Source organism: Megasphaera stantonii, from assembly GCF_025567065.1.
GTDB lineage: Bacteria > Bacillota > Negativicutes > Veillonellales > Megasphaeraceae > Megasphaera > Megasphaera stantonii.
This window is the reverse complement of sequence record NZ_JAOQKD010000009.1, coordinates 39,453-57,603: the sequence shown is the minus strand read 5'-3', so window position 1 is coordinate 57,603 and position 18,151 is coordinate 39,453. Positions and strand designations below refer to the sequence as shown.

Below are 18,151 nucleotides of genomic sequence, written 5' to 3'. Positions count from 1 at the left end.
TTGTCCTTGTCTTAGTTAGTTGTCTTCGTGGCGGCGCATAGGCGTGAAGGTAAATTCACTGCCGTCGAAGCCGATGGCGACGGTATCGCCTTCGCGTACCGTACCGGCGATGATGTCGTGGCTCAGCGCCGTTTCTACCGTATGGGTAATGAGGCGGCGGAGAGGACGGGCGCCGAACTGCGGGTTGAATCCCTGATCGCCCAGGGCCTGCAGCGCTTCGTCGCTCCATGTAAGGTGAATCTTAACCTGCTTTTCCAGCCGTTCGCCCAAACGTTCCAGCAGGATGGAGGCGATATCTTTGACCTGTTCTTTCTGCAGGGCCTTGAAGACGACGATGTCGTCGACACGGTTGAGAAATTCGGGACGGAAATACTGCTTCAGCAAGTCGCGGACCTTTTTGTCGGCTTCTTCAAAATTCTGCGATTCGAGGATTTCATGAGAGCCTAAGTTGCTGGTCATGATGATAATGGTGTTCTTGAAGTTGACGACCCGGCCCTTGCCGTCAGTCAGCCGGCCGTCGTCGAGAATCTGCAGGAGGACGTTGAAGATGTCCGGATGGGCCTTTTCGATTTCGTCGAGGAGGATGACGCTGTAGGGACGGCGGCGGACGGCTTCGGTCAGCTGGCCGCCTTCATCGTAGCCGACGTATCCCGGAGGCGCCCCGATGAGGCGGGATACAGTATGTTTTTCCATATATTCGGACATATCGATGCGGATGATGTTCCGTTCGTCGTCAAAGAGGGCTTCGGCCAGGGTTTTGGCAAGTTCGGTCTTGCCGACGCCTGTCGGGCCGAGGAAGATGAACGAGCCGATGGGGCGGTTCGGGTCCTTGATGCCGGCGCGGGCCCGCATGATGGCGTCGCTGACGACCTGGACGGCCGCATCCTGGCCGACGACTCGTTTATGAAGGGTTTCGTCGAGGTGGAGCAGTTTTTCCCGTTCGCCGGTGAGCATCTTGGTGACGGGGATGCCTGTCCAGCGGCTGACGACCTGGGCGATGTCTTCTTCACCAACCTCTTCTTTTAAGAGCTGCGAATCCTGATGTTCTGCCAAATAGGCTTCCTGGTCCTTCAGCTTTTGTTCCAGTTCAGGCAGCTTGCCGTATTTTAATTCCGACGCCTTGGCGTAATCGTAGTTGTGTTCCGCTTGTTCCATCTGGCCTCTGACGGAATCGATTTCCTTTTTGATGGCCTGCGTGCGGAGGATGGACTGCTTTTCTTCATCCCACTGGGCTTTGAGCTGGCTTTCTTTTTCTTTCAGTTCGTCTTTTGTTTCGACGATTTTGGCCAGCCGTTCTTTTGAAGCTTCGTCCGTTTCTTTTGTGAGCGATTGTTCTTCAATTTCCAGCTGCATGATCTTATGGCGCAGTTCGTCGATAGGCGTCGGCATCGATTCGATTTCCGTGCGCAGCTTGGCGGCGGCTTCGTCGACTAAGTCGATGGCCTTATCGGGGAGGAAACGGTCGGAAATGTAGCGGTCCGACAGTACGGCGGCGGCTACGAGGGCCTTGTCGCGGATGCGGACGCCGTGATGGATTTCATACCGTTCTTTCAGGCCGCGGAGGATGGTAATCGTGTCTTCTACGTTTGGTTGGTCGACCATGACGGGCTGGAAGCGCCGTTCCAGGGCAGCGTCCTTTTCGATATACTTCTGGTATTCGTTCAGCGTCGTCGCGCCGATGCAGCGCAGGTCGCCGCGGGCCAGCATCGGTTTCAGGATGTTGCCGGCGTCCATGGAGCCTTCAGACGCGCCGGCTCCTACGACCGTATGGATTTCATCGATGAACAGGAGAATCTGGCCGTCCGATTTGGCGATTTCGTTTAAGACCGATTTGAGCCGTTCTTCGAATTCGCCGCGGTATTTAGCTCCGGCGATCAGAGAACCCATGTCGAGGGAGTAAAGCGTCTTATTTTTCAGCGATTCCGGTACGTCGCCGCTGACGATGCGGCGGGCCAGCCCTTCGACAATAGCCGTTTTGCCGACGCCCGGTTCGCCGATGAGGACAGGGTTGTTTTTGCGGCGGCGCGACAAGATTTCGACAGTACGGCGGATTTCGTCGTCGCGGCCGATGACCGGGTCCAGCTTATTCTGGCGTGCGGCGGCCGTCAAATCGCGGCCGTATTTTTCCAGGGCCTTATAATTGCCTTCCGGGTTGTCCGTATTGACGTTGCTCTTGCGGTTGGCCTTCACGGCGGTCATAATGTTGTTTTTCGTCAGGCCGAATTCGCGGCACAAGGATTGCATATCGTCGCTGCTTTCTTCGACGATGCCCATGAGGAGATGTTCCGTGCTGATATAGTCGTCGTGCATGGATTCCGCCAGCTGCTGGGCTTTGCCGATGACCCGGACCATTTCCGTCGACATGGACATTTGGCTTTGTCCTTTGACAGAGGGAATCTTTTTCAGCATTTGTTCCAAACGGGCCTGCAGCATGGGCAAATCCGTATGGCATTCGGAGAAAATCGTGGAGAGAAGACCTTCCGGTTCCTTTACGAGCCCCATGAGCATGTGGACGGAAGAAATTTCCTGATTATAGTGCAGCGCGGCGATTTGCTGGGCTGACTGAAACGCGTCGATTACTTTCTGCGTGTATTTTTCATTTCCCATAATAAGACCTCCTTATATTACAGGCGATTCATAACGTAATATGGTGTGCGAGTATTTGTATATGCTCAAGTATCATTATACCTATAAAAGTCAAAAAGTCAATAGAACAAAAGATAAAAACGAAGAGGATCTATCTTGACAATAAAAAATCCCTTCCGTACAATGCCAATAGGATGAGAGAGAAGGGGTAGTATATGAAAGAAGAAAATCTCTTGGCCTTGGAAAAGCAGGCCTTTCAGGGCGATGCGGAAGCGCAGTGCCGCCTTGGCGACGTATATTTTTTTGACGGCGATGAAGACGATTTAGCTCGCTCTTTCTATTGGTACGGCATGGCGGCCCGCCGCGGCTGGGCCGAAGGACAGTATAACCTGGCCTATCAATACGAACAGGGATTGGGCGTGCCGCAGGACTACGAACGGGCCGGCAGCTGGTATAAGAAGGCGGCTCTGCAGGGACATGGGCCGGCGGCCAATAATTTGGGACATTTATATGAAATCGGCTGCGGCGTGCCCCAAGATTATAGGGAGGCCCTGTTTTGGTACGAACAGGCCGGACGGAGCGGCGACGCCGACGGGCAGTGCAACGCTGGCATCATGTATCAATTTGGCTATACCGGCGAAGCCGATTATGAGCAGGCAGCCTATTGGTATGCCCAGGGCGCAGCTCAGGGAAATTTTATTGCCCAAAATAATTTAGGATATTTGTATGAAATGGGAAAGGGCGTTGAAAAGGACGAGGCGAGGGCAGCAGCTCTGTACGAGCAGGCAGCCTTTGCCGGCGACGGGCCGGCGCAGAATAATTTAGGCCAGCTGTACCGCGACGGCCGCGGCGTCGCCCAGGATTTGCAGCAGGCCGCTTATTGGTTTGCCGTATCGGCTGCTAATGGCTATACGGAGGGAATCAAGAATTACATATATGCCCTAGAGCATGGCGAAGGAGTGCGGCAGGATACGCAACAGGCCGCCTATTGGCAGAGTATGCTCCATGATTTAGAAAAATAGTAAGCGGTCTGTGCTGAATTTAAACTATACAATGCCGCTATTAAGAGAATCATGCCTACGGCAGTGTTAAGGAAAATAAATATAAAATAATAACAGGCTGATGCAGAGAATCTATGGATGCTGCATCAGCCTGTTTGTCATTATATTAAATTAAGATGTTGATGAATATCATGAGAATCGACGCGTTGACCGGGTCGATGATGAGCGAACCGATGAGGGGGATGACGAAGAATGCCGTCGGCGCCGGACCGAAGAGCTCCGTCATAGCCGTCATATTGGCGATGGCGTTCGGCGTTGCGCCGAGGCCAAAGCCGCAGACGCCTGACGACATGACGGCCGCTTCATAGTTCCGGCCCATAGTGCGGTAGACGATGAAGTAGGCGAACAGGGCCATGAAGACGGTCTGCGTCAGCAGGAGGACGATCATCGGAAGGGCCAGCGCGCCGAGCTGCCATAGTTTCAGGCTCATGAGGACGCAGGTCAGGAAAATGGTCAGCCCTAAGTTGCCGAGTACCTCGCTTTCCCGCTGGTATACGGGATAGACGTGGGTGAAGTCGGCAATATTCCGGATGACGGCGGCGACGAGCATAGAGCCGATGTAGGCCGGGAAGACGAGGCCGACGCTGACGAAGAAATTGCTGACTAACGTGCCCAGGCCCATAGCTAAAAAGAGGTGGGCCATGGCGTTCATGAAGCGGTGATTGTTAATCGTCTGGCCTGATTTTTGTTCCTGCTCGATGGCTTCATGGGCTTTTTCTTTATCAGCTGCGGCGGCTTCCAGCTTTTCTACTTCCGGCTGCGCCGCGGCCGGGTCGAGGCGTTCTGCAGCGGCGCTGCTGTGCAGGTCGAATTTATGGACGAGGCGTTCGCCGACTGGGCCGCCGATGATGCCGCCGGCGACGAGACCGAAGGTAGCTGCGGCGACGGAAATAGTCGTGCCGTTTTCAAGGCCTATTTTTTCCAGAACCGGGCCGAAGGCCGCCGACGTAGCGTGGCCGCCGACGAGGGGAATCGAACCTGTCGCAAGCCCCATGAGGGGATTCAAATCGAAGACGCTGGTCAATCCTACGCCGATGATATTTTGGCAGAGAATCAAAACTGTCGTGATTACGGCCATCTTGAATACGAGGACGCCGCCTCGCTTGATCAGGCTTAGGCTGGCCGTGTAGCCGACGCTCGTAAAGAAAAGCATCATGCAGATATTCTGCATCGTCGTGTCCTGCTCATACGTCCAGATTCCGTTCGTGTACAAGACGCAGTTGAGGATTGCAAATAAGATGCCGCCGACTACCGGAGCCGGAATACAATACTTTCGGAGAAAGCCCAGCTTGACGCGCAGAAACACGCCGACGTAATATACGATGATGGCGGCCGCCAAGGTTTGATAAATATTTAGATTTAACGATATCCCCATGCTATAAAACCCCTTCCAATTCCCTGATTATAAAATTTGATTTTGGGATATGAAATAAAAACGATAACATAGTACATCATAGCAAAGTTTTGCAGAATATACAAATATTAATGCGGACTGCATGGGAAGAAAAAAGATTACTGGCGAAATATGGACTTTTTCATGGAAGGCGAGGCGTAATAATCTTTCAGGCCGCTGCGGCCGGACGGCGAGCGGAAGCACAGGGATTGTATATCGGTGCTCCGCATATCGTACTGGATCATTCGCTGCCCGAAGGGCGAAAGGCGGTTCAGGCCTGTCCGCAGCCTCGTAATGATGGGGATTTCTTTTTTCGCTTCCTTTAAGACGGACGCGCCGAGGGGCGACAAGGCCAATACACGGCCGTATTGGGGCCCTTCGAGGTAGGCTTTTTCCATATCGGCGCGGCTTACGGCAAGGGCCGTATAGGCTCCCATGCGGCGCAGGCGGCTGTAGGCGTAGCGCTTCGTCTTCAAGGCGTCGAGCGCTTCCGGCCAGGACGTCGATTGCAGAAGGCAGCGTTGCCAGCGGTTTTCCAGGCCCTCCGAAAAGGCCGGCAAGGCGAGGAGTTCCTGCGGCGAGAGGAGGCGGCTGCGGTACAGGATGCAGTCGCCGTAGCGGCTGTAGTCGGCGTATTGGCCCTGAGAAAGGAGACGGCCTATGTCGGCCAGCTCCTTTGCTGGAAGATACGGCGCGGCATCTTCAAGGCGGCCGGCCTGCAGCTCGCGGCGAATCGCCGAGGCGCTGGCAAAGGGGCCGGTTAAGTCTGCTCCGTCATGTTTTCCTTGCCGGAGAATGGGGACGAATTCGAAAGACGGCGCGTAGCGATGAATCGCCTTGACGTATTCCAGGGCCAGCAGGGCGTTCGGCTCGCCGAGGAGCGCCGCCGTTTCCGGCGTAGTCTGACTGGCCGTGGCCTGGCTGACGTACTGGCCGTAGGTCAGCCCTGTTTGGCCGGGGCGGAAATCGTCGAGGACTGCAAGGGACGCCTGGGCGAGGCGATGAAAATCGTCGGCCGTACCGTCTTCTACGCCGCAGGACAGATGGGTACAGCCGAGGCGGGCCGCCAGCCGGACGGCACCGGCGGCAAAGCCTTCGGCGCTGGACAAGGCGTAGAGGGCCGGCAGCTCGACAACGCAGTCGGCGCCGCCGTCCAATGCCCAGGACGCCCGGGTCCATTTATCGAATAAGGCCGGCTCGCCGCGCTGGACGAAAGAGCCGCTCATGACGACGACGATCGGCGCGCTGCTGCCGAAACGGCTGCGCAGGGTGCGAAGCATATAGTGATGGCCGTTGTGAAAGGGATTGTATTCTGCAATGACGGCAATGCGGTTCATAATAGTCTCCTTTATCTGACGTTTGAGTTTCTAATGTATTGTTTATTATATACTACGATGAAGGGCGATTGAAATAAAAAATAGAGTAGAATAATATGGCTAATATGCTTGTATAAAAGGCATGACAGGAATTCATGATTGTCCTCATATTTCCCTTTTTATCAAAAGCGGAATATGCTATAATGAACGTAGTCTGGAGAAAGCATAAAATTAGGTGGTTGTATGATGAAACGATGGAAAACCTTATCTGTTGCGGCGATGACGGCGGCGGCAATGCTTCTGGCCAGCTGCGGCGGCGCTACGATGATGGAGGAATACAGCTTTGGATACGCCCAGCTGAAGGCCGGCGATTCGGAAGTATATCTCCTGAGTCCCTTTGATTTAGCCCATGTCAGACGGCAGGGCAGCGGCGCCATGATGTATGTCAACAACGACAAGCACCTGAATCTGATCGTGATGTCGGAGCCTGCCGGTGAAATGACGCCGCAGATGGCAGCCGAGCGCGACGTGGCCATGCTGGAACAGACGCCGGATATTTCGGATCTGCAAACGAAGATCACTCCGACGACAGCCGGCGGAAGACCGGCCGTGAAAGGGGAGTATACGTACCGCGAACCCCTGAACGGCCAAGTATCCGATCTCGTCGTACAGAGTCTCTTCTTTGAAGATAACGGTCAAATTTGGCACGTCATGTACATGTACCGTCAAGGCGACGGCATGGGACAGGAAGTGACCGAGTATATTTTTGGCCAAATAAAATAATTACAGAAAATGAAAGAGGGTAAATTGCATGATCGTATTGGTTGTAAACTGCGGAAGCTCGTCCTTGAAATACCAGTTGGTAAACATGGACAATGAAGAAGTCATGGCAAAAGGGGTTGTCGAAAAAATCGGCTTGTCCGATTCTTTGCTGACCCATAAATGGAATGGCCAGAAAAAAGAAATCCAGCAGTCTATTCCGGATCACCAAGTTGCTGTTAAGCTCGTATTGGATATTTTGACAGACGCAGAATGCGGCGTCATCAAATCGATGGATGAAATTGATGCCGTAGGCCACCGCGTCGTTCACGGCGGCGAAGAATTCGCCTGCTCGACGCTGATTACGGACGAAGTCATGAAAGCCCTGGAAAAATGCTCCGCTATGGCTCCGCTCCACAATCCGCCCAACATCATCGGCATCAACGCCTGCAAAGCGATTATGCCGAACGTTCCTCAGGTCGGCGTATTCGATACGGCCTTCCATCAGACGATGCCGGCGAAAGCTTTCATGTATGGCCTCCCGTATGAATTATACAAAGAAGACGGCATCCGCCGCTATGGCTTCCACGGCACGAGCCATCGCTATGTAGCCGGCCAGGTTGCGAAAGTAATGGGCGTACCTGTCGAAAAACTGCGCATCATCAACTGCCACTTGGGCAACGGCTCTTCCCTGGCAGCTATCAAATACGGCAAATGCGTCGACACGACGATGGGCTTTACTCCCCTGGCAGGCGTACTCATGGGCACGCGCTGCGGCGATATCGACCCGGCTATCGTCCTCAACGTCATGGATAAGCACAACTTGTCCACGAAGGAAATGGACGCTCTCATGAACAAAAAATCCGGCGTTCTCGGCATTTCCGGCGTTTCCAGCGACTTCCGCGATCTCGGCGACGCAGCGTCCCAGGGCAACGAACGGGCTCAGCTGGCGCTCGACATGTTCCACTATCAGGTTCGTAAATTGATCGGCGCGTTGGCTGTTGCCATGGAAGGCGTCGACGTCATTACCTTTACGGCTGGCGTAGGCGAAAATGGCATTGAAGACCGCGCCGCTATCTGCCAGGGCTTGGAATTCCTGGGCGCTAAATTGGATCCCGAACGGAACAATGTCCGCGGCAAAGATACGCTGATCAGCACGGACGATTCTACTGTCAAGATGTACGTCATCCCGACGAACGAAGAAATCATGATTGCCCGCGATACGAAAGACATCGTATCGAACCTCTAATAGGGCATATCTGGCGTCGGCCGGAAGGCGCGTCTGCTGCATGTAGTTTTTAACGCAACGTAAAACAGGGGCTGGGAGCAGGGTAGAGGGAGTTAGATTCCCCTATGCTGCTCCAGCCCCTATTTTTAATGAGGTGACACGATGAAGCTGTTATACTGGGACATAGACGGCACGCTGCTGAATACGGGCAGGGCCGGATTATACGCTATAGAAGAAGTCTTCCATACCATGCAGGGCGAAGACGCGGCGGTGCCGCCTATTTCTGCCGGCGGCCGGACGGACAATTACATCTGCCAGCAGCTGCTGTATAAAGCGACGGGCCGCATGCCGACAGATGAAGAAGTGAGCTGGTTTTGCCGGGAATATGAAAAGAAGCTGATGAAATGGCTTAAAGTCAAGCGGGAAGAAAGCGTGATCTTTGAGCCCGTCCGCGATATTTTGGCTTTTTTTGCCGACCGGCCGCCCTTTAAGCAGCTGCTTCTTACGGGAAACAGCGTCCACGGCGCGCGCATGAAGCTGGATTTTTTCGGCTTGTCGTCCTATTTTGATTTCGACCATTCCGGCTTTGCCTGCAATTTTTACTATCGCGACGATTTAGCGCGCCACGCCTATGGGCTGGCTAAGGACGCCTGGGGCGACGCGGTGGAAGAAATGTATGTCATCGGCGACACGCCCTATGATATCCAGTGCGGCAAGGCCATCGGCGCGAAGACTATATCCGTCGCGACAGGCCATTATTCCTGTGAACAGCTGGCTCATCATGAACCGTGGAAGCTCTTGCAGACGCTTCCAGGGCCGGAAGAGTTTTTAGACCTTCTCGAATCGGAATAGGAGGACGCTGATGGCTAAAACGAAGATCCGATACGTATGCGCTAACTGCGGCAGCGTGTCCAGCCGCTGGCTGGGCCGGTGCCCCCAGTGCGGAGAATGGAATACGATGATGGAAGAGCAGGCTGTGCCTGAACCGCCTAAAGGCGTCGGCGCGCGGCAGGGCAAGGGGGCGAAGCCGGCCTTGCTGCAGGATATCGCCATGGAACAGATGAGCCGCGTCCGGACGGGCATCGGCGAATTGGACCGCGTGCTGGGCGGCGGCATCGTGCCGGGAGCGCTGATCTTGCTGAGCGGCGACCCCGGTATCGGCAAATCGACCTTGGTGCTGCAGATTGCCGATGCCGTGTGCCGCCATGCCGGCGCGGTGCTGTACGGCTCCGGCGAAGAATCGGCCGGACAGATTAAGGTGCGGGCGGAACGATTGGGAATTACGGCTTCCAATCTCATCATACAGGCCGATACGTCTCTCGACGCCGTACTGCAGGAAGCAAAGCGACGCCGTCCGGTGCTGCTGATCATCGATTCTATCCAGACGATGTACAGCAGCGACGCCGACGGCATGCCGGGCAGCATGACTCAGATACGGGAAAGCACGCGGCGTCTCATGGAATTTGCCAAGACGGAGTCCATTTCGGTCATCGTCATAGGCCATGTCACGAAGGAAGGGGCGATTGCCGGACCGCGCATGATGGAACACATGGTAGACGTCGTCCTGTATTTTGAAGGCGAGCGGAATTATCAGTTCCGCGTGTTGCGGGGAATCAAAAATCGCTTTGGGTCGACGAACGAAACGGGATTGTTTACGATGGAAGAAACGGGGTTGTCCGAATTGACTAATCCGTCGCAAATGCTCCTGGCCGAGCGGTCGGCAAATCAAGCCGGCTCGGCTGTCGCCGCCGTCATGGACGGCATGCGGCCCCTTTTAGGGGAGATTCAAGCCCTGACAACGCATTCCGTTTTTGCCGTCCCGCGCCGCACGGCGTCGGGCATGGACTATAACCGGCTGATTATTCTGCTGGCCGTGCTGGAAAAGCGCGTCGGCCTGTCTTTGGGCACGCAGGACGTGTATATCAACAGCGTCGGCGGCCTGCGCGTCACGGAAACTGCCGCCGATTTAGCCGTCGTGCTGGCCGTTTTTTCCAGCCTGCGCGACGTGCCGATGGACAGCCGAACCGTCGTCATGGGTGAAGTAGGCCTGACCGGCGACATACGGCGCGTGCCCCATGCCCTGCGGCGCATCAAGGAAGGCGCGAAGATGGGGTTCCAGACTTTTATCATTCCCAAAGGAAATCTGGATGAAATCAAGGAAGGGGCTTTCCCGCAATGCCGGATTATCGGGGCGGCGACGCTGCGCGACGCGATACAGGCGGCGTTTGCAGCGACGTAGAAGCCTGCATACCCCATTCGCTGGGCCAGGAGAGGGGCTTCGTCGGGAAAAGTTTATCCTTTTGTAAAAAAATTGTGATGTCCCTGTTATTTTTGTGGTTTATTATTAAAAAGTGTGATATAGTTATGTAGTTATCGTAAATCATACACGGTGAAAAAGGAGGTGCGGCACAATGGATGTGGAACGTACGACTGGTACGAACGAAAAGGGAAAGGAACGGCGTACAAAGAAATTTAACGGCGGCAAGATTACCGATAATATCATGAGAGGCGTTATCATGCTGATCATGGCCGTGGTCTGCGTCATGATTTCCGATCAAATTATCGCGACGCCTTACTTCAGCGCGGAAATTGAAGTGAGATTTTTTCACGGCAGCGTTTTCGGCATTACGCTGCTTACCGTTATCGCTTATATCATAGGCGTCGTCCTGGGGATAGCGATTGGCTATCTCATTTCTCCCTTTGTCCTTCATTTGATTTGGAAGATCATTCACCGTATCGAATCGGGAATGAGCGATTTCGAAAGCCAGGACCTGATAGTCGGAACGCTGGGTTTGCTTTTTGGACTTATTATTGCTAATTTAATTGGGCTGGCGTTTGCCCGACTGCCTATTATCGGCGCTTACGGTCCTATCGTGTTCAGCATCGTGTTCGGATATGCCGGCATGAGCATTGCTATCCGCAAGCGGGCTGATATTTTGGGGCTAGTCGGTTCTATCCGCCTGGGAAAACAGAATAAAGAACCGAACGTCAAGCGCCAGCACAATGAGTTTTCCGGAAAGCTTCTCGATACCAGCTCGATTATCGACGGCCGCATTGCGGAAATCTGCAGCACCGGATTTCTGGAAGGGCCGCTGCTGGTTCCGGTCTTCGTCCTGGAAGAGCTTCAGCTTATTGCCGATTCGTCGGATTTGCTCAAGCGGAATAAAGGACGCCGGGGCCTGGATATTTTGAAGCAGATGCAGGAAGACAATTACGTCGAAGTCAGGGTTATCAACGATGATTTCAGCGATGTCCAAGGCGTTGACTCCAAGCTCGTGCGGCTGGGCCGTCAGATCAACGCCAAGGTCGTGACGAACGATTACAATCTCAATAAGGTAGCTGCCCTGCAGGGCGTCGTCGTCCTGAATATCAACGATTTGGCCAACGCGCTGAAACCGGCCCGTATTCCCGGAGAGCAGATGGAAGTCTATATCGTAAAGGCCGGGAAGGAAGAAAATCAGGGCGTAGCATACCTGGACGACGGCACGATGATCGTCGTTGAAAATGGCCATAAATATATCGGCAAAAACGTTCCTGTCACAGTGACGTCGGTGCTGCAGACGTCGGCAGGCCGGATGATTTTTGTAAAAATTACGGATGAGTAGGTGAATTTTTTGAAAGTATCTGTTATCGTCGTAGCCGCCGGTTCAGGCCGGCGTTTTGGATATGAGCGGAATAAGCTCTTTTATCCATTATGCGGCAAACCGGTGCTGGCGCATACGCTGATGCACGTTTTTTCGGCTTCGTCCGTCGACGAGGTCGTTATCGTCAATGCCGAACGGGATCATGAGGATATCGTATCCATCGTCGAGTCTCTCCACCCATCCATGCCGGTGCGGTATGCCTTAGGCGGAGCGGAGAGGGAAGATTCCGTGTACAATGGGTTAATGGCGACGAGCCGCGACGCCGATGTCGTCATGGTTCACGACGGCTCGCGTCCTTTTGCCGGGCCGGAATGGTACGACAACGCCGTCGGGGTTATGGCCAAAGCCAAGGCTGCCGTTTACGCCATTCCCGTCAAGGATACGGTAAAGGAACGGGAAATTGCCGGCGGACAGGGGCTGCAGACGGTGCGGACCCTGGACCGGAGCCGGCTTATTGCTGTGCAGACGCCGCAGATATTTCACCGCGACGTATTGATACAGGCTCACGAGTACGCTAAAGAGCACCATATCAGCGGAACAGACGACGCGTCTTTAGTGGAAGCTTTGGGAGAAAAGCTCTTTATTTTGCAGGGCGACGAGCGGAATCACAAGGTTACGACGATGGATGACGTGCCTATTCTGGAATTTTATATGAACGGCCCGACGGAACACCGCGTCGGCAGCGGCTACGACGTCCATCCCCTGGCGGAAGGGCGGAAGCTCGTATTGGGCGGCGTAGAAATCCCCTTTGAACGGGGACTGGCCGGCCATTCCGACGCCGACGTGCTCGTTCATGCCGTGATGGACGCCTTGCTCGGAGCGGCAGGACTGAAGGATATTGGCACGTATTTTCCCGATTCAGACGCAAAGTTTAAGAATATATCCAGCCTGCTGCTGCTGGAAAAAGTGCGGCAAATCCTGATTGAAAACAGCTGCCGGGTTATCAACGTCGACGTGACGCTGATGGCGCAGCGGCCAAAGATCAAAGATTACGTGCCGCGCATGATTGAAAATATTGCCGGAGCTCTTCAGATAGACGAAGCTGCCGTGTCGGTCAAGGCGACGACGACGGAACGGCTCGGCTTTGTCGGCAAGGAAGAGGGCATGGCCGCCCAGGCTGCGGCGATGGTCCTGAAATATAGAAATAAATAGCATTTTATGGGAGGAATTGTTCATGACACAAGAAGTTCGCGTTCGTTTTGCGCCGAGCCCGACAGGCCCGTTCCATATCGGCGGTGCTCGTTCGGCGCTGTTCAACTATTTGATGGCTAAGCATACGAACGGCAAATTCGTAGTACGCATTGAAGATACAGACAGAAAGCGTTCGACCAGCGAGTCGGAAGAAAATATCAAGGAAGCCTTGAAATGGCTGGGCATTACGTGGGATGAAGGCATCGACGTCGGCGGCCCGGACGGACCGTACCGTCAGACGGACCGCCTGCCGATTTATCAGAAATATACGGAAAAACTGCTGGCCGAAGGAAAGGCCTACTATTGCTTCTGCACGCCTGAAGAATTGGAAGCGGAAAAGCAGGAACAGATGAACCACGGCGAAACGCCTGTATACAGCGGAAAATGCCGCAATCTGCCGAAGGAAACGGTAGAGCAGTATTTAAAAGAAGGCCGTCCCTACGTCATCCGCGTCGTGACGCCGAAGGATGAAACGCTGGAATTCGACGACCTCGTCCGCGGCCACGTGGCCTTTGATTCCAATAAGGTCGGCGATTTCGTCATCGTCAAGTCCGACGGTATTCCCGTCTACAATTACTGCGTCGTCATCGATGACGCCCTCATGCGGATTACCCACGTCGTCCGGGCGGAAGAACATTTGTCTAATACGCCGCGCCAGCTCGTCCTGTACCATGCCCTGGGATTCCCCGTGCCGACCTTTGCCCACGTATCGTTGATTTTAGGTGCCGACAAGAAAAAGATGAGCAAACGCCACGGCGCTACGTCGGTGCAGCAGTACCGCGATATGGGCTATCTGCCTGACGCGCTGGTCAATTTCCTGGCCCTTCTCGGCTGGACGCCGGACAGCGATCAGGAAATCTTCAGCCGTGAAGAACTGAATCAGCAGTTCTCCTTAGACCGCGTAGCGAAGAATCCGGCCGTATTCGACATCGAAAAGCTGAATTGGATTAATTTCCATTATATGAAGCAGCTCACCGCCGATCAGCTGCTGGCCCTCTGCCTGCCCCATCTCCAGCAGGCCGGCTATGCCTCGCAGGAACCGGACGCCGCTGAGCTGTCCTGGCTGAAGGACGTCGTTTGGGCGATGCGCGAGCACGTCCAGTACGGCGCGCAGATCGTCGATGCCGTCCAGGTATTCTTTACGGAAGACTATGCTCCGGAAAATGAAGAAACGGCGGCCGTATTGAAGGAAGAAACGGCTCTGGCCGTGCTGACTATGTTCCGCGATGAGCTGGCGGCTCTGGACGAAGTAACGGCCGACACGGTACAGCCCTTGTTCAAGAAGATTCAAAAGGGCCTGAAGGTCAAGGGCAAATTCGTATACATGCCTATCCGCGTCGCCATTACCGGCGTGATGCACGGCCCGGACCTCAACGTCATCGTCGCCCTCATGGGCCGCGATAAAGTGCTGAGCCGGTTGGAGCAGAGCGGTTTGCTGAACCAATAAGGGCTTGACAGATTAGGGAATATTCGCTAATATAAGTAGCACATAGTAATAAATAATGTATATCTAAATGCAATGACCAAAATGATTTGCAGACGAGCGCTACAGAGAGAACGGGCCTGGGCTGAGAACCTGTTTAGATGGCAGAAGCTGCAAAGATGCCTTTGCGAGCAGATCAGGTGAAGCTAGTAATCTGGTCCGGATGCACCCGTTATGTGCTTTGAGATTATGGCGATGCCATAAAAACAGAGTGGAACCACGGGCCACCGTCTCTGTAAAGGGATGGCGGCCTTTTTGTATTATCAAGGAGGTTTACCATGAGAGAATTAAAAGTATATAATACGCTGACTCGTAAAAAAGAAACGTTTACGCCCGTCACGCCGGGACAGGTCAAGATGTACGTCTGCGGCATCACGCCGTACAATCATTCCCATATGGGCAACGCCCGTCCCTTCGTCACCTGGGACGTCATCAAGCGCTACCTGGAACACCTGGGCTATGAAGTAACGCATATTCAGAACTTTACCGACGTAGACGATAAGATCATCAATGCGGCTAACGGCGAAGGCGTAACGTGGGATACGATTTCCAACCGTTATATTGCGTCGTACTTCGACGTCATGGACAAGCTCCATGTCCGCCGGGCCGACAAATACCCCCGCGTATCGGAGCATATGGAAGAAATCATCCACATGATTGAAGTGCTCATTGAAAAGGGTTTCGCATACGTCATCGACAACGACGTATATTACAGCGTGGAAAAATTTGCCGGCTACGGCAAACTGAGCGGCCGCAGCCTCGACGACATGATGGCCGGCGCCCGCATCGAAGTAGACGACCGCAAGCACAATCCTATGGACTTCGCTTTGTGGAAAGGCGCTAAGCCGGGCGAACCGTCTTGGGAAAGCCCCTGGGGACCGGGCCGTCCGGGCTGGCATATCGAATGCTCGGCTATGAGCAATAAGTATCTCGGCGATACCTTTGATTTCCACGGCGGCGGCAGCGATTTGATTTTCCCGCACCATGAAAATGAAATCGCCCAGTCCGAAGCGTATACGGGCAAGAAGCCTATGGTCCGTTACTGGCTCCACAACGGCTTCATTACGATCAATTCGGAAAAAATGAGCAAATCCCTGAATAACTTCTTCCTGGTCAAGGATGTACTGGAACATTATAATCCGGACGCCCTGCGGTTCTTCCTCATTTCCAACCATTACCGCAGCCCCCTCGACTTCAGCGACGAACGGCTCGAAGAAATGACCCGCAGCCTGGAACGCCTCGGCACGTCGATTGACAACGTGCTGGAACTGCTCGACATGCCGGCCGGCGCGAAGTCGGAAGAAGCGGCGCAGCTCATGGCTGACGCCAAGGCCAACGAAGAAGCCTTTGAAGAAGCGATGTGCGACGATTTCAACACGGCTCTGGCCAGCGCGGCAATGTTCGATTTGGCGAAGAAGGTCAACATCTATAAAGACGCCGTCGTCAACAACGGCGTGCCCGTCGATTCGTCCGTCGTATCGGAAGTAAAGCGCATTTTCAAGACGATGACCGACATCCTCGGCATTTTGGAAGAACGGTGGAGCGGCCAGAAAGGCAGCGCCAGCAGCAAGGATTACAACGACCTGATGGACGCAATCCTGGAAATCCGCCAGGAATGCCGGGCGCAGAAGCAGTATGCTTTGGCCGACGCCATCCGCGATAAGCTGGCAGCCTTGGGTATTACGATTGAAGATTCTCCTCAGGGAGCGCGTTGGAAAAAGTGAAATTTAAACAGCTTCAAGCCTTAAAAGGACGAGCCTATGCGGCCTTTGCCAAAGGCGAGCGGCTGGAGGTGCCTGAACAGGATGCCTCGCGGCTCGACCCGATTTCCCTGGCCTTTGTCGGCGATGCGTATTACGCCCTGTATCTGCGGCGGCGTTTGGTGCAGACCGGCATTCCCAACGTGCAGGTCCTGCACCTGCTGGCTTCGGAATTCGTTTCGGCTAAGGCCCAGGCTTATGTGTACCGTCATATCAAGGAGACGCTGGATGAGACGGAAGCTTCTGTCTGCCAGCGGGCCCGCAATGCCTATTCACAGGCGCCGAAGAGCGCGTCCGTCGCCGAGTATCACGACAGCACGGCGCTGGAAGCCCTGGTGGGATACTTGATTATGGCGGAAAAGTCCGTCCGCCTCGATGGGCTTATGGATGAAATATACAGGTTTACGAAAGAATATTGTGCAATAAAACATGGAGAAAAGGTGTAACCATGAGCGACGAAAGCATCATTGTCGGACGCAACAGCGTGACGGAAGCGCTGCGTGCCGGCCGGTCCATTACAAAACTATATATAGCTGCCGGAAATGACGCGCCGCCGCTGCTGCGTATCCAGGAGCTGGCCCGCGAGAAGGATATTCTCATAGAACGCGCGCCGGCCAAGATTTTGAATCATCTGGCGCCGGGGAGCCGCCATCAGGGCGTCGTCGCCTTCGCCGCTCCCGTGGCCTATGCCGATTTGACCGACGTATTGGCCGACGTGGAAGCGGCGGGACGAACGCCGTTTCTGGTGCTGCTGGACGGTATTGAAGACGTGCACAACGTAGGCGCTATTATCCGCACTGCCGAATGCGCCGGCGTCGACGCCGTCCTCCTGCCGAAGCGGCGCAGCGCGCCGATTAACGAAACTGTCGGCAAGACGTCTGCCGGCGCCGTCGAGTATATGCCTATCGTACAGATCGGCAACACGACGCAGACCTTGAAGAAATTGCAGAAGCGGGGCTTTTGGGTTATCGGCGCCGATATGGACGGCAGCGTCGATTATTTTCACAGCTCTCTGACCGAGCCTATCGTCCTGGTCATCGGCAGCGAAGGCCGGGGCATATCCCATTTGGTAAAGGAAACATGCGACGTTCTCGTGCAGATTCCCATGTTCGGCCAAGTTAATTCCCTCAATGCTTCCGTGGCGGCGGCCCTTTTGATGTATGAAGCCGTGCGCCAGCGGCAGGCGGTGGCGAAATGAAGGATTTGCTGATCGTCGACGGGTACAATATCATTTTTGCCTGGGACGAGCTGAAAAAGCTGGCAGCCCAATCGCTGGACCACGCGCGGGAGAAGCTGACGGATACCCTTGTGAGCTACGGCAAGGCTAAGGGATATAAATTGGTCCTCGTCTTTGATGCGATGTACACGGACGAGGCGGAAAAAAGCATGAAAATCGGCAGGGACTGCGAAGTCATCTTTACGGATAAAGAGGAAACGGCGGACAGCCGCATCGAACGGCTGGTCTACGAGCACCGCAACGACAAGCGCATCATTTACGTCGCTACGTCCGACGGCTCGGAACAGACGCAGGTGCTGGGCACCGGCGCGTACCGCATGCCGGCGAGAGAGCTTGCCGAGGACGTAGAGCGGACGCGGAAGGAAACGGCGGCCTACGACCACCGCAACGTATTGAAGCATGGCGGCCAGCGCAACGAAGTCGTGTACCGCGTGCAGGACGAAGACGTGCTGAGAAAATTAGAAAAAATTCGCAGATCGAAATAGTAGAGGTA

At 54.5% G+C, this 18,151-nt stretch carries 15 protein-coding genes; 12 read left to right on the top strand and 3 right to left on the bottom strand.

Features of this window, described 5'->3' with window-relative positions:
• Positions 1-15: 15 nt before the first annotated feature.
• On the bottom strand, positions 16-2,607 hold the full coding sequence (gene clpB / locus OCV58_RS06725; protein ID WP_087476934.1) for an ATP-dependent chaperone ClpB: 2,592 nt from the start codon (positions 2,605-2,607) through the stop codon (positions 16-18).
• A gap of 194 nt (positions 2,608-2,801) precedes the next feature.
• Here clpB and OCV58_RS06720 point away from each other — a divergent pair, with 194 nt between their 5' ends.
• The gene (locus OCV58_RS06720; protein WP_154877346.1) at positions 2,802-3,608 is read left to right on the top strand and encodes a tetratricopeptide repeat protein; all 807 of its coding nucleotides are present in this window, start codon (positions 2,802-2,804) and stop codon (positions 3,606-3,608) included.
• Between the two features lie 145 nt (positions 3,609-3,753).
• On the opposite strand, the gene gltS is transcribed toward OCV58_RS06720, so the two are convergent.
• Positions 3,754-5,022 (bottom strand): sodium/glutamate symporter, encoded by a 1,269-nt coding sequence (gltS, locus tag OCV58_RS06715; RefSeq protein ID WP_239386275.1) that lies wholly within the window; start codon positions 5,020-5,022, stop codon positions 3,754-3,756.
• A gap of 137 nt (positions 5,023-5,159) precedes the next feature.
• Entirely contained in the window at positions 5,160-6,377 is a 1,218-nt protein-coding gene (locus OCV58_RS06710) for a tRNA(Met) cytidine acetate ligase (protein WP_154877345.1), read from the bottom strand.
• 222 nt (positions 6,378-6,599) lie between these two features.
• On the opposite strand from OCV58_RS06710, the gene OCV58_RS06705 reads away from it, so the two are divergent.
• The 11 genes from OCV58_RS06705 to OCV58_RS06655 all read left to right on the top strand — a co-directional run bounded on the left by OCV58_RS06705 (position 6,600) and on the right by OCV58_RS06655 (position 18,143).
• On the top strand, positions 6,600-7,139 hold the full coding sequence (locus OCV58_RS06705; RefSeq protein WP_267312828.1) for a hypothetical protein: 540 nt from the start codon (positions 6,600-6,602) through the stop codon (positions 7,137-7,139).
• Between the two features lie 28 nt (positions 7,140-7,167).
• Positions 7,168-8,364 (top strand): acetate/propionate family kinase, encoded by a 1,197-nt coding sequence (locus OCV58_RS06700; RefSeq protein ID WP_087476938.1) that lies wholly within the window; start codon positions 7,168-7,170, stop codon positions 8,362-8,364.
• Positions 8,365-8,505: 141 nt separating this feature from the next.
• Positions 8,506-9,195, top strand: a complete 690-nt coding sequence (locus OCV58_RS06695; RefSeq protein WP_107196636.1) for an HAD family hydrolase — start codon at positions 8,506-8,508, stop codon at positions 9,193-9,195.
• A gap of 10 nt (positions 9,196-9,205) precedes the next feature.
• On the top strand, positions 9,206-10,582 hold the full coding sequence (radA, locus tag OCV58_RS06690) for a DNA repair protein RadA (RefSeq protein ID WP_154877344.1): 1,377 nt from the start codon (positions 9,206-9,208) through the stop codon (positions 10,580-10,582).
• A 172-nt stretch (positions 10,583-10,754) separates the two neighbouring features.
• A complete protein-coding gene (locus tag OCV58_RS06685; protein ID WP_154877343.1) occupies positions 10,755-11,948 on the top strand; it encodes a PIN/TRAM domain-containing protein in 1,194 nt (397 codons plus the stop codon).
• Entirely contained in the window at positions 11,949-13,139 is a 1,191-nt protein-coding gene (gene ispD / locus OCV58_RS06680) for a 2-C-methyl-D-erythritol 4-phosphate cytidylyltransferase (protein ID WP_232818841.1), read from the top strand.
• A gap of 22 nt (positions 13,140-13,161) precedes the next feature.
• Entirely contained in the window at positions 13,162-14,625 is a 1,464-nt protein-coding gene (gene gltX / locus OCV58_RS06675; protein ID WP_154877342.1) for a glutamate--tRNA ligase, read from the top strand.
• A gap of 314 nt (positions 14,626-14,939) precedes the next feature.
• Entirely contained in the window at positions 14,940-16,385 is a 1,446-nt protein-coding gene (gene cysS, locus OCV58_RS06670) for a cysteine--tRNA ligase (protein ID WP_087476943.1), read from the top strand.
• A complete protein-coding gene (locus OCV58_RS06665) occupies positions 16,382-16,867 on the top strand; it encodes a Mini-ribonuclease 3 (RefSeq protein ID WP_154877341.1) in 486 nt (161 codons plus the stop codon). The genes cysS and OCV58_RS06665 overlap by 4 nt, the downstream gene beginning before the upstream one ends.
• Positions 16,868-16,869: 2 nt before the next feature.
• The gene (gene rlmB, locus OCV58_RS06660; RefSeq protein ID WP_154877340.1) at positions 16,870-17,619 is read left to right on the top strand and encodes a 23S rRNA (guanosine(2251)-2'-O)-methyltransferase RlmB; all 750 of its coding nucleotides are present in this window, start codon (positions 16,870-16,872) and stop codon (positions 17,617-17,619) included.
• Entirely contained in the window at positions 17,616-18,143 is a 528-nt protein-coding gene (locus OCV58_RS06655; RefSeq protein ID WP_154877339.1) for an NYN domain-containing protein, read from the top strand. The genes rlmB and OCV58_RS06655 overlap by 4 nt, the downstream gene beginning before the upstream one ends.
• Positions 18,144-18,151 lie beyond the last annotated feature (8 nt).